The 12,764-nt window shown below is 73.9% G+C and carries 7 protein-coding genes; 5 read left to right on the forward strand and 2 right to left on the reverse strand.

Annotated elements, in window-relative coordinates; translation table 11 throughout:
- Both AB0M39_RS26680 and AB0M39_RS26685 read right to left on the reverse strand, forming a co-directional pair.
- Nucleotides 1-1,074: serine/threonine-protein kinase (locus AB0M39_RS26680; RefSeq protein ID WP_365368435.1), on the reverse strand; the 1,074-nt coding region annotated here is incomplete at its 3' end.
- Between the two features lie 138 nt (nt 1,075-1,212).
- Nucleotides 1,213-2,892: a protein kinase gene (locus AB0M39_RS26685; protein ID WP_365368436.1), complete on the reverse strand. Its 1,680-nt coding sequence runs from the start codon at nt 2,890-2,892 to the stop codon at nt 1,213-1,215.
- 467 nt (nt 2,893-3,359) lie between these two features.
- Between AB0M39_RS26685 and AB0M39_RS26690 the strand changes: the two genes are divergently transcribed.
- The 5 genes from AB0M39_RS26690 to AB0M39_RS26710 all read left to right on the forward strand — a co-directional run bounded on the left by AB0M39_RS26690 (nt 3,360) and on the right by AB0M39_RS26710 (nt 12,727).
- The gene (locus tag AB0M39_RS26690; protein WP_365368437.1) at nt 3,360-6,569 is read left to right on the forward strand and encodes an FHA domain-containing protein; all 3,210 of its coding nucleotides are present in this window, start codon (nt 3,360-3,362) and stop codon (nt 6,567-6,569) included.
- 149 nt (nt 6,570-6,718) lie between these two features.
- Entirely contained in the window at nt 6,719-8,074 is a 1,356-nt protein-coding gene (locus AB0M39_RS26695) for an ABC transporter substrate-binding protein (protein WP_365368438.1), read from the forward strand.
- A 4-nt stretch (nt 8,075-8,078) separates the two neighbouring features.
- Nucleotides 8,079-9,431 carry a sugar ABC transporter permease gene (locus AB0M39_RS26700; RefSeq protein ID WP_365368439.1) on the forward strand — a complete coding sequence of 451 codons (1,353 nt, stop codon included), beginning with the start codon at nt 8,079-8,081 and terminating at the stop codon, nt 9,429-9,431.
- On the forward strand, nt 9,428-10,309 hold the full coding sequence (locus tag AB0M39_RS26705; protein ID WP_365368440.1) for a carbohydrate ABC transporter permease: 882 nt from the start codon (nt 9,428-9,430) through the stop codon (nt 10,307-10,309). The genes AB0M39_RS26700 and AB0M39_RS26705 overlap by 4 nt, the downstream gene beginning before the upstream one ends.
- A 153-nt stretch (nt 10,310-10,462) precedes the next feature.
- Nucleotides 10,463-12,727: a bifunctional glycosyltransferase family 2 protein/CDP-glycerol:glycerophosphate glycerophosphotransferase gene (locus AB0M39_RS26710; RefSeq protein WP_365368441.1), complete on the forward strand. Its 2,265-nt coding sequence runs from the start codon at nt 10,463-10,465 to the stop codon at nt 12,725-12,727.
- Nucleotides 12,728-12,764: the final 37 nt, after the last annotated feature.

Raw genomic sequence — 12,764 nt, forward strand, 5'->3', positions numbered from 1 at the left:
TGCGCGGGCGGTGCCGCGGGCGCCGCCCGCCAGCTCGTCGGGGGCCGGGACGCGCATGGAGGTGTGGGTGTCGCGGTTGGAGTCCGCGGGGGCCGCGCCGGGGACGAGGGGGACCGCGCCGCGGCGGCGGGGCTCGGCGGAGGCGGGCCGTACGACGTCTTCGTACGGCTCCGGGGCCGGCTCGGCGTCCGGCTCGTCGACGTCCAGCGGCGGCATGCCCGCGAGCAGCGGGAGCAGCTCGTGCAGCCGGGCGCCGAGCTCGGAGGCGCGCAGCCGGGAGGCGGGGGCCTTGGCCAGGCACTGGACGATCAGCTGCCAGAGCTCGTCGGGGATGCCCGGGAGCGGGACCACGGTCTCGGTGACGTGGCGGCGCAGGACCGCGCCGGGGTGGCCGCCGCCGAAGGGCGTGAAACCGGCGAGGAGTTCGTACAGAACGGTGGCGAGGGCGTAGATGTCGACCGCCGCCCGCGGCGGCAGGCCTTCGACGATCTCGGGGGCGATGTAGTCGGGGGTGCCGATGATGCCCGAGGGGTTGGGCGGCGAGCCGCCGGCCGGGCGCAGGGCCTTGGTGCGGCGCGGGGTGTCGATCAGCTTGGCGACGCCGAAGTCGGTCAGCAGCGCCGGGTGGGAGCCCGCGGGGCCGAGGGGGCCCTCCATGTCGAGCAGGATGTTCTCCGGCTTGACGTCGCGGTGGACGACTGAGGCGGCGTGCGCGACGGCGAGGCCGTCGGCGACGTCGGCGATGATCGCGACGGCCGCCTCGGGGGCGAGGCGGCGCTCCCGGTCGAGGCGGGTGCGCAGATCGGTGCCGCGGACGAGGTCCATGACGAGCGCGAGGTCGTTGCCGTCGACGACGAGGTCGCGTACGCCGACGATCCGCGGATGGTCCAGTTTGAGCAGGGCTGTGCGCTCTTGGACGAAGCGTCCGACCAATTCCTGGTCCGACGCGAGGTCTTCGCGCAGCAGCTTGATCGCGACGGGGCCCTCGGGGCCCTCGCCGAGCCACACCGTGCCGGCGCTGCCCCGCCCGAGGATCTGGTGGGCCGTGTACCGGCTGCCGATATTCCGTGCCAAGACTGCTCCCTCAGCGGCTGGCGTTGCCCTTAAAGTACGCGGGCATCCGGGGCCTGTGTGCCCCGGATGGCGCCAACCTTCACTTCTCCGGGATAAATCAGCCCGCAGAAGTCGACAAATCCACAGAGTCGCTACTGGCTACTGACCCTGGCCGCCGCCGGCGCCGCCGGAGGGAGTGTCCGAGCCGCCGAGGTCCGAGACCCAGTCGGTCACCTTGGAGATGCCGTCGCCGATCGCGTCCCAGTAGCTCTTGCCCTCGGCGATCCAGCCCTGAAGCGGGGTCAGCTCCCAGATCAGCCAGCCCGCGACGACCAGCAGGAGCACCGAGAACAGGCAGCCCTTGAGACAGCCGAGGCCGGGGATGCGCATCGGGCTGCCGCTGCGCTGACGCGGCTGGCGCGGGGCCGGCTGCTGGGGCGGCGGCTGCTGCGGGGGCGCGTAGGGCTGCGGCGCGTACTGCTGCTGCTGGGGCGCGTACTGCTGTTGCTGCGGCGGCGGGGCGTACTGCTGGCGCTGCGGCGGCTGACGGCGCTGCGGCTGGGCCTGCGGCGCGTACTGCTGGGGGTGCTGCGGCGGCTGCTGCTGGGGCCGCTGCTGCTGCGGGCGCTGCTGCTGTCGCTGGGGGCGGCGGCGCAGCGGGTCCTGGCTCGGGTCGAGGTACTGGACCTGCGTCTGCTCGTTGCGGTCGCGGGCCGCCTGGAGCTGGGACTGCCAGGGGTGCGGGTCCTCCGGCGCCGGGCCCTGCGGCACGGGCGGCATCATCGCGGTCGGGTCGGCCCCGCCCTGCGGGCGGCCGGTCTGCGGCATCACGCTGGTCGCGGCGGCGGGGTCGTACGAGCCGGCGTTGCTCGGCAGCACCTGCGTCGGGTCGGCGGCGCCGGGGTCCTCGGGCACGTGCGCCGGCGACGGGTCGGGCGCGAGCAGCGCGGCGACCCCGAGCGCGGCCTCGACCTGCGCGGAGGAGGAGTGCACGCCGATGCCGGCGGCGACCGTGCGCAGCCCGCGGGCGAGGTTGACGGCGCTGGGCCGCTCGGACGGCTCCTTGCGCAGGCAGCGCTCTATGACCGTCCACAGCGGCTCGGGAACGGTGGTGGGGCGCCGCGGCTCCTCGCTGAGGTGGCGGTGGAGCACCTCCAGCGCCGTGCCCCCGGCGAACGGGGGACGGCCGGTGACCAGCTCGTACAGCAGGATGCCGGCGCCGTAGACGTCGACCGCGGAGGTCTGCGGGCGGCCCTCGGCGGACTCCGGCGCGACGTAGGCCGGGGTGCCGACGAACTCGTGGGTCCGGGTCAGGCCCGGGGAGTCCGCGAGGCGCGCGATGCCGAAGTCGGTCAGCATCGGGTGCATCTGGCCGTCGGCGTCGGTCTTGAGCAGGACGTTCGCGGGCTTGAGGTCGCGGTGGACGACGCCGTCGGCGTGGCTCGCGGCGAGCGCGTCGGCGATCTGCGCGGTCAGCAGCGCGGCCGCGACCGGGCTGAACGGGCCGCTCTCGCGGAGGTAGCGGTGCAGATCGGGTCCGTCGATCAGGTCCATGACGAGGGCGAGGAGATCGCCCTCGACGACGAGGTCGCGGGTGCGCACGATGTTCGGATGGGTCAGGCGGAGCAGGACGGAGCGCTCGCGCAGGAAGCGCATCACCACGTCCGCGTCGTTGGCCAGCTCCTCCTTGAGGACCTTGATCGCAACGGTCTCGCCGGGCTGGCCGGCCACGGCCGCCTCGGCGCCCGCGGTCTCGCGCTGGCTCGCTCGCCAGACGGTGCCCGTGGCGCCGCGCCCGAGGGGCTCCTCGAGCAGGTACTTGCTGCCTACCGGCCGCACGTCATGTGCTCCCTGCTGATCGTGGTCCTTGCGTGGTCCCGGGCCCGCCCGGGTGTCCGACCCACTTTAATGCCGCCGCACAACTCCCCGACGGCGATCTTCCAACTGGTCTCCGCTCCCGGCCCCGCCGCCGGGCGGCGGCGCTGTTCGAGAAGCGGTGTCGTTCGAGGGGCGGCGCTGTTCGAAAGAAAGACGCGGACGCCGTACGGATGGTTGCCGAACAGCCGTGCAGTGCATATCACGCCCGTTCTGGATCAGACCCCAACCAGGCACTTTTGCGTCCAGAGCCGAACAATCAAGATCACTTAGCGCTGGCTCCCGGGCGTGTTGTCAGCGGCAGGTGCGAGGATGCCCTCAGCACGCGGTCGCGAGGGCGGGGGTCTCGCGCGCGTGCCGACCTGCCGGGTGGGGGAACACAGGGCGGCTCCCCTGCCGGGCACCCCGCGCAGAAGGGATTGCTCACGGCGATGCAGATCCGGCTGACTGTCCTCGCGCCGCGCGGCGGGCAAGCCGCCGCCGCGGAGCCTGCCGCCGCGGGACGCGCCTGCGACGTGCTGATCACCGCGCCCGCGGGGACCGCGCTGGCCGCGGTGGCCTCCGGGCTCGCCGCCGCCGTCGCCGGCCCCGACGCCTCGGGCTCGGTCGTGCTGTACGCGGGGCAGGAGCGGCTGGACGCCCAGCGCCGCACGCTGGGCGAGCCGCCCCTGGTGGACGGCGCGGTGCTCTCCCTCCAGGTCCCCGGCGAGGAGGAGGCCCCCGACGCGGACGCCCCGGCGCAGCTCCACGTCGTCGCGGGGCCGGACGCGGGCGGCGTCCATCTGCTGCACGACGGCCGGATCAGGATCGGCCGCTCCGCCGACGCGGACGTCCCCCTCGACGACCCCGACGTCTCCCGGCTGCACTGCGAGATCACCGTCGCCCAGGACGGCCGGGTCACGGTCGCCGACCTCGGCTCGACCAACGGCACGACGGTGGACGGCGCGACCGTGGGAGCGCGCCCGGTCCGCCTCCCGTCCGGCGCGCTGCTGCGCCTGGGCGAGTCCACGCTCCAGGTCACCCCGGGCGAGCGCCCCCCGGCCCTGCCGACGACCCCGGACGGCGAGGGACATCTGCGCGTGGGCAGGGAGCCCGGTGCGGACTCCGCCGACGCGGCGGCAACCGGCGCCGACGGGCCCGAGTGCCCCGTGGGCCTGGCCGACGCCCCGGCGCCCGCCGCCGGGCCCCGGGTCCCGAGCTGGGCCCAGGCCGCGCAGACTCCCCCGCCGTCCTCCCGCGTCCCCTCCCCGTACGACCCGGGGCAGCACGCCCCCGGGCCGCACCACGCCGGGCCGCACGACCCCGCCGCCCCCACCCACAGCGCGTACGGCGCCGGACGCCTCTCCGCGCGTGACGACGCCGAGCACACGCGAGCCGCCGACGGCCAGACGCTCGGCGACACACGGGCGCACGGCGCCCAGCACCAGAACGGCACCCCCGCCCGCGGCGCCGCCCTGCCCGAGAGCGCCACGCGCAGACGTGGCATAGGCGCCTGGGCGCGGCGGCTCGCCGGCGGGCGCGAGACCCCCTCCGAGGCCGCCGCGACCCCGCAGCCGGACCACGGCGCCTATGCCGCCGCCCCCGCCGTCGAGAGCTGGCCCCACCCCGCCGCCGTGCTGCTCACCGCGCTCGGCCCCGGCCCGCGGCTGTGGGAGCGGCGCCCGGCCCACCCCGAGTCCCTCGTCCTGCGTCTGGGCACCGCCGACCGCGCCGACCTCCCCTCCGTCCCGGTCACCGTCGGCCTGCGCGAGGCCGGCTCGCTCGGCCTCGCGGGCCCCCGGGCGCGGCTCGCGGGCCTGGCGCGGTCCGCCGTGGCCCAGCTCGCCGCGCTGCACTCGCCCGTCGACCTCGAGATCGTGCTGATCAGCGCGGACCGCACGCGCGCCCTGGGCGAGCGCAGGGCCGAGTGGGCCTGGCTGGGCTGGCTGCCGCATCTGCGCCCGGCGCACGGCCAGGACTGCCGGCTGCTGCTGGCGTACGACCGGGACCAGGCGGCCGCCCGCTGCGCCGAGCTCACCCGCAGGCTGGACGACGGCCCGCTCGGCCCGTCCTGGCCGAGCGCGGAGCGCCGGGCCGTCGCCGAGGCGGCCGCGCGCTACGAAGGGCCGCGCACCGTGGTCGTCGTCGACGGCGACCCGGGGTCCTCGGCGCTGCGCGAGACCACGGCCCGGCTGGCCGGGGCGGGAGCGGCCGCCGGGATCCATCTGATCTGCCTGGCCGAGACTCCGGCCGCCTCGCCCGCGTCCCCCGTCGCGGCGACGTACGAGAGCGCGTGCGCGGCCTCGCTGGCCTTCCGCGAGTGCGGGGCGGTCGCGCTGCTGAGCGGCGACGTGGCGACGGCGCTGCGGCTGATGCGCACGGCCGGCGGGCAGCCCGCCGGGCACGGCACGGTCGGCGCGGTGGACGCGGTGTCGGCGGCCTGGGCGGAGCGCTTCGGGCGCGCGCTCGCGCCGCTGCGCGCGGAGGGGAGCAGTGCGCACCCGGGCCGGGTCGCCGCGCTGCCGCAGTCGTCGCGGCTGCTGGACGAGCTGGGGCTGGCCCGTGCCACCCCGGCCTCGCTGATGGCGCGCTGGGCGTCGGCGGGCGACGGGACCGCGGTGCTGGGCTCGGGCCCGCGCGGCGCGCTCGCCGTGGACCTGACCGCGGAGGGCCCGCATCTGCTGATCGACGGCCCGCCGGGCAGCGGGCGCACCGAGCTGCTGCGCTCGGTCGCCGCCTCGCTGGCCGCCGCCGGGCGTCCGGACCGGCTCGGGCTGCTGCTGGTGGACGGCGCCGGCGGCGAGCGCGGCGACGGACTGACGGCGTGCACGGAGCTGCCGCATGTCACCGAGCACTTGGCAGCCTCCGACCCAGTGCGGATGCGGGAGTTCGCGCAGGCTCTGGGCGCCGAGCTGAAGCGCCGGTCCGAGCTGCTGGGCGCCTCCGACTTCGCGCAGTGGCACGCCCGGCGCGAGGTGGCGGACCGCATGGTGGCCCCGCGTGCGCCGAGCGCCGCCGAGCAGATCGGCCAGCGCGCGCCCGCGGCCGAGCAGCGCGGCGATCTGGAGTCGCTGGGCTCGGGCACGCTTCGGCTGCGCCCCGGTGCGCGTACGAAGGACGAGGCGCCGCCGTCGCTGCCGCGGCTGGTGGTGCTGGTGGACGACTTCGACGCGCTGGTCGCCCCGGCGCTCGGCAGCCCGGGGCGGCCCGCGGCCGGTTCTGTCGTACGGGCGCTGGAGGCCGTGGCCAGGGACGGCGAGCGGCTCGGGGTCCATCTGGTGGCGACGTCCTCGCGTCCGGACAAGACGGCGGACACGGAGGTCGCGGCGCGGGCGCGGCTGCGGGTGGTGCTGGACGCGCCGCCGGCCTCGCCCGGTCCTGAGGACCCGGCCCCGGGCCGGGGGCGGCTGGGGCATCCGGACGGCCGGGTGACCCCGTTCCAGGGCGGCCGGGTGACGGGCCGTATTCCGCGGACGGCGACCTTGCGTCCCACTGTGGTCCCGCTGGAGTGGGAGCGGATGGGCGACCCGCCCGCCCGCCGCCCGATCCGCGAGCTGGGCAACGGGCCGACGGACTTGGCGCTGTTGGCGAGCGCCCTGGAGCGAGCTGCGCGATCAGTGGACGCGGCCCCGGTTCCGCCGCTGACCCCGGCCCGCCCCTGACGCTCGGCCGCGGCCGTGTCCATGACCTGACATCACGTCACAAGCCCATCACGAAAGGCTGGTTGACGCCTGGTGCGGTATTGCGACGCCCGAGTACCGGGCGTACACCTGTCGGTCACGGGACAGCGCACGGGAGAGACGGGGCAGTGATGCGCACAACTCTTCGTACAGGCAGGGCCGCAGTGGTGTTCGCCGCCGTCGGCGCGTTAGCACTCGCCGGGTGCGGGGGCGACGGCGACAAGGACAAGGACGACGAGAGCAAGGGCAGGGAACCCGCCACGACCGTCCAGCTGCCCAAGCTGGACGGCGAGAAGATCGAGGTCGCCGCCGTCTGGACCGGCCCGGAGCAGGAGAACTTCACCAAGGTCCTCAAGGAGTTCGAGAAGCGCACCGGGGCCACGGTCACCTTCGTCCCCGCGCAGGACCCGATCGTCAACTTCCTCGGTACGAAGATCGCGGGCGGCTCTCCCCCGGACGTGGCGATGCTGCCGCAGGTCGGGGCGGTGCAGCAGGCCGTCGAGCGTAAGTGGGCCAAGCCCGTCGGCGCGGAGGCCAAGGCCCAGCTGGCGAAGAACTACTCGGCGGGCTGGCAGCAGCTCGGCGCGGTGGACGGCACGCAGTACGGCGTGTACTACAAGGCCGCCAACAAGTCCCTGGTCTGGTACAACAACACCGCTTTCCAGAACGCGGGCGCCAAGGAGCCCAAGACCTGGAAGGAGTTCCTGGCCACGGCCGAGACGATCTCCGCCTCCGGCGTGACGCCCGTCTCCGTGGCCGGCGCGGACGGCTGGACGCTCACCGACTGGTTCGAGAACGTCTACCTCTCCCAGGCCGGTCCCGAGAAGTACGACCAGCTGGCCCAGCACAAGATCAAGTGGACCGATCCCTCGGTGAAGGCCGCGCTGACCACGCTCGGCGAGCTCTTCGGGAAGCCCGCGCTGATCTCGGGCGGCGCGGACGGCGCGCTCCAGACGGAGTTCCCCGTCTCGGTCACCCAGACCTTCAGCGGCGGCGACCAGCCCAAGGGCGCGATGGTCTTCGAGGGCGACTTCGTGAGCGTCAACATCGCACAGACGGACGCCGAGATCGGCACGGACGCGAAGGTGTTCCCCTTCCCCGCGGTGGGCGCGCAGCCGCCGGTGGTGACGGGCGGGGACGCGGCCGTGGCGCTGAAGGACTCCAAGGGCGCGCAGGCGCTGCTGACCTTCCTCGCCTCCCCGGACGCGGCCAGGATCTCGGCCGAGGCCGGCGGGTTCATCTCGCCGAACAAGTCGCTGGACCCGGCGGCGTACCCCAACGACGTCCAGCGCGACATCGCCAAGGCGCTGATCGCGGCGGGCGACGACTTCCGCTTCGACATGTCGGACCAGATGCCGCAGTCGTTCGGCGGGACGCCCGGCAAGGGCGAGTGGAAGGCCCTCCAGGACTTCCTGAAGAACCCGAAGGACGTCGCCGGGGCCCAGCAGAAGCTGGAGTCGGACGCGGCCAAGGCGTACAAGAGCTGACCCGGTGACCTCCGCCGCGGCCGCGGGGGGCTCGGCAGGCCCGACGCCCCCCGCCGACAAGCGCAAGAGCGTGACAGGCACACGTAAAGCGATGGCGGCGGGCTTCCTGCTGCCCGCGCTGGTGCTGCTGGGCGCGCTCGTGGTCTACCCCATCGGGTACTCGCTCTACCGGTCCTTCTTCGACCAGTCGGGCAGCGGCTTCGCCGGGCTCGACAACTACCGCGAGATCTTCACCGAGGACACCATCCTCACCGCCGTGCAGAACAACGCGGTCTGGGTAGTGGTCGCGCCGACCGTCGCCACCGCGCTCGGCCTGATCTTCGCGGTGCTGACCGAACGGGTCCGCTGGGGCACGGCGTTCAAGCTGATCGTCTTCATGCCGATGGCGATCTCGATGCTCGCGGCGGGCATCATCTTCCGTCTGGTGTACGAACAGGACCCGGAGCGCGGCGTCGCCAACGCCGTCTGGGTGGGCGTCCACGACACCTTCGCCGAGTCGGCCGGCTTCCCCAAGGCGCATCCGCTGCCCGTGCATCCGCTCACGGCGGGCGGCGGCGGGTCCTTCGTCACCAAGACGCCGGTCTCCGCGGGCACGCCCGCGCTGATTCCGCTGGTCGGCGTGGCGCCCGCGAAGATGCCCGACGACGCCGAGCCCGCGAAGGCGCCCGCGGCGGGCGGATCCGGGGAGATCGCCGGCACCGCCTGGCTGGACTTCACCAAGGGCGGCGGCGGCAGGCCCAACGCCGTCGACGCCAAGGAGCTCGGCCTCAAGGGGATCAAGGTCGAGGCGGTCAAGGACGGCGAGGTCGTCGCCTCGGCCCGGGCCGGCGCCGACGGCAGCTTCACCCTGCCCGCGTCCGCGGACGGGGCCCTGCTGCGGCTGCCCGCCGAGAACTTCCGCGAGCCCTACAACGGCGTCAACTGGCTCGGCCCGTCCTTCGTCACCCCCGCCATCATCGGCAGCTACGTCTGGATGTGGGCGGGCTTCGCGATGGTGCTGATCGCGGCGGGCCTGGCGAGCGTGCCGCGCGAGCTGATGGAGGCGGCGCGGGTGGACGGCGCGAACGAGTGGCAGGTCTTCCGCAGGATCACCGTCCCGCTGCTGGCGCCCGTCCTCGCGGTCGTCATGGTCACCCTGATGATCAACGTGCTGAAGATCTTCGACCTGGTCTTCATCATCGCGCCGGGCTCGTCCCAGGACGACGCGAACGTCCTGGCGCTCCAGCTCTACCGCTCCTCGTTCGGCACCGACGCCGACCTGGGCGTGGGCAGCGCCATCGCGGTGCTCCTGCTGCTGCTGGTGCTCCCGGTCATGTTCTTCAACATCCGGCGGATGCGAAGGGAGGCCCGGCGATGAGCGCTGACGACGGCGCGGTGAAGGCGAAGCGGTCCCTCGCCGCACGGACGGCCGCCCGCACCGGCGGCGGCGCGATGCGCGTCTTCCTGGTCCTGGTCGGCCTGTTCTGGCTGATGCCGACGGTCGGGCTGCTGCTCTCCTCGCTGCGCGGCGCCGCCGACATCGGCGAGAGCGGCTGGTGGCAGGTGTTCACGGCGCCCGCCGAGCTCACCACGGAGAACTACGCGCGGCTGCTGGAGAACGAGGCGATCACCGACTCGCTCTTCTCCACCGTGCTGATCACCGTCCCGGCCACCGTGCTGGTCGTGGTGATCGGCGCGCTCGCCGGATACGCCTTCGCCTGGATGGACTTCCCCGGCCGCGACTGGTGGTTCATGGCGGTCGTCGGCCTTCTGGTCGTCCCCGTCCAGGTCGCCCTGGTCCCGGTCTCGAAGCTGTTCGGGACGATCGGCATCTTCGAGACGACGATCGGAGTGATCCTCTTCCACGTCGCCTTCGGACTGCCCTTCGCGATCTTCCTGCTGCGCAACTTCTTCGCGGAGATCCCCCGGGAGCTGCTGGAGGCCGCCAGGCTCGACGGCGCGGGCGAGATACGGCTGTTCACCCGGGTGGTCATGCCGCTCGGCGGCCCGGCCATCGCCTCGCTCGGCATCTTCCAGTTCCTGTGGGTCTGGAACGACATGCTGGTCGCGCTGATCTTCGCGGACTCCGAGAGCGCGCCCATCACGGTCGCACTCCAGCGCCAGGTACGGCAGTTCGGCAACAACATCGACGTACTGGCCCCCGGGGCCTTCGTCTCGATGGTCATACCGCTCGCCGTGTTCTTCGCCTTCCAACGCCAGTTCGTCAGCGGCGTGATGGCGGGCGCCGTCAAGTGACGTACGAATAAGTCACCTTGGAGAAGTCGGCCCGGATACCCCGTAACCGGGCCTTCTTCTCCTTTCTGTCCCCCGTATGCCACGTGCGGCGTAACCAGGTCACCCCATTGGACGTTCTCGGGCCAACTGCCCGCGCCGACCCTTGGATGTGCCTTGCCCCGGTTCAGCGTCATCGTGCCCGCGTTCAAGGTCCAGGCGTACTTGCATGAATGCCTCGACTCGGTGCTGACCCAGAGCTACGACGATCTCGAGCTGATCGCCGTGGACGACTGCTCGCCGGACGCCTGCGGCGCGATCATCGACGAGTTCGCGGCCCGCGACGCGCGCGTCCAGGCCCTCCACCTCCCCGAGAACGCGGGCCTGGGCCCCGCCCGCAACGCCGGGCTCGCGCGCGCGCAGGGCGACTACGTGATCTTCCTGGACAGCGACGACACCCTGGTCCCCGGGGCGCTGCGGGCCATCGCCGAACGGCTCAAGGAGACCGACGCGCCCGACGTCCTGGTCTACGACTACGCGCGGACGTACTGGACGGGCGAGGTCGTCCGCAACCAGTTCTCCGGCGCCCTCACCGAGCAGGGCCCGGCGACCTTCCGCCTCGACGACCGCCCCGGCCTGCTGAAGGTCTTGATGGTCGTCTGGAACAAGGCCTACAAGCGGGAGTTCGTCGAGCGCGAGGGCTTCGCCTTCCCGCCGGGCTACTACGAGGACACCCCCTGGACCTATCCGGTGCTGATGGCCGCCGACTCGATCGCCGCGCTCGACCGGGTCTGCGTGCACTACCGCCAGCGCCGCCAGGGCGGCAACATCCTCGCCACGGCCAGCCGCAGCCACTTCGACGTCTTCGACCAGTACGACCGGGTCTTCGCCTTCGTCGCCGAGCGGCCCGAGCTCGCGCACTGGAAGCCCGTCCTGTTCCGCCGCATGATCGACCACTTCTCGACGCTGGCGACCACCCGGGGCCGGCTGCCGGGCGGCAGCCGCGCGGAGTTCTTCCGCCGGGCGCGCGCCCACTGCCGCCGCTACCGCGCCCCCGGCAAGGCGGCCGGCCTGCGGACCCGTCTGCGGCACGCCCTGATCCGCCTCGGCTGCCGCCGCGCCTACCGCGCCCTGTGGAGCGCCGACGCGCTGCGCACCCGCCTCGGGCGCGGCGCCGCCTCTGCCCGCCGGGCGCTGCGGGCCGCGCTCGTCCAGCTGTACTACCGGATCCAGCTGAGGCTGCCCGTCCGCAAGGACCTCGCGGTCTTCTCCGCGTACTGGGACCGCGGCTACTCCTGCAATCCGGCCGCGATCGAGGCGAAGGTCCGCGAGCTCGCCCCGCACATCCGCACTGCCTGGATCGCCCAGCCCGCGCATCTGCACACCGTCCCGGCCGCGACCCGCCGGCTGCAGCCCGGATCGTTCCGTGCCTGGGGCGCGCTCGCCCGCGCCAAGTACCTCGTCAACAACGTCAACTTCGACCGGCGGATGGTCAAGCGGCCCGGCCAGATCATGCTCCAGACCCACCACGGCACCCCGCTCAAGACGATGGGCATCGACCTCCAGGAGCGCCCGGCGGCCGGCGGCGCCATGGACTTCCCGCAGCTGCTCGCCAACGCCGACAAATGGGACTACTCCCTCTCCGCCAACCGCCACTCCACGCTGGTGTGGGAGAAGGTCTACCCGACGGCCGCGACCACGCTCGAGTACGGGTACCCGCGCAACGACGTCTTCCAGCGCACCCCCGCCGAGGAGGTGGCCCGGCTGCGCGCCTCGCTCTCGATCCCCCGCGGCAGCGTCGCCGTCCTGTACGCCCCCACCCACCGCGACTACCGCCGCACCCAGCGCCCGCCGCTCGACCTGGAGCGCCTCGCCGAGGCCCTGGGCCCGCGCTTCGTCCTGCTCGCCCGCGCCCACTACTTCAGCGACGCGCCCCTGGCCCCCGACGCCCGGCCCCGCGTGGTCGACGTCTCCGGCCACCCCTCGATCGAGACCCTCTGCCTCGCCTCGGACGCGCTGATCACCGACTACTCGTCGCTGATGTTCGACTACGCCAACCTCGACCGGCCCATCGTCGTGCACACCGACGACTGGGAGGAGTACGAGGCGGCGCGCGGGACGTACTTCGACGTGCGCGACTTCCCGCCGGGCGCGGTCGCGCGCACCGAGGACGAGCTGATCGACATCTTCGCCAGCGGCCACTGGCGCGGCTCCCGCTCCGCCCAGCTGCGGTCGGCGTTCCGGGAGCGGTTCTGTCCGTACGACGACGGGCAGGCCGCCGAGCGCGTGGTGCGCCGGGTCTTCCTCGGCGAGACGGCGGGGCTGCCCGCCTTCCTGCCCCAGGGGGAGCGCACCCCGGCCCCTGCGGCCGTGCACGTGCCGCCGCAGTCCGCCGGCGCCCCGCACGTGCCGGGCGGACGCGTGCCGATCCACCACGCCTGACCCCGGCCCGACCCCGATCGGGCCGGGCGTGACTCAG

It is taken from the genome of Streptomyces sp. NPDC051907 (genome assembly GCF_040681075.1).
Taxonomy (GTDB): Bacteria; Actinomycetota; Actinomycetes; order Streptomycetales; family Streptomycetaceae; genus Streptomyces.

What these genes read in the sequence shown, in the direction of transcription:
- AB0M39_RS26690 (WP_365368437.1), top strand. Translation starts at nt 3,360, where the DNA reads ATGCAGATCCGGCTGACTGTCCTCGCGCCGCGCGGCGGGCAAGCCGCC.
- AB0M39_RS26695 (WP_365368438.1), top strand. Translation starts at nt 6,719, where the DNA reads ATGCGCACAACTCTTCGTACAGGCAGGGCCGCAGTGGTGTTCGCCGCC.
- AB0M39_RS26705 (WP_365368440.1), top strand. Translation starts at nt 9,428, where the DNA reads ATGAGCGCTGACGACGGCGCGGTGAAGGCGAAGCGGTCCCTCGCCGCA.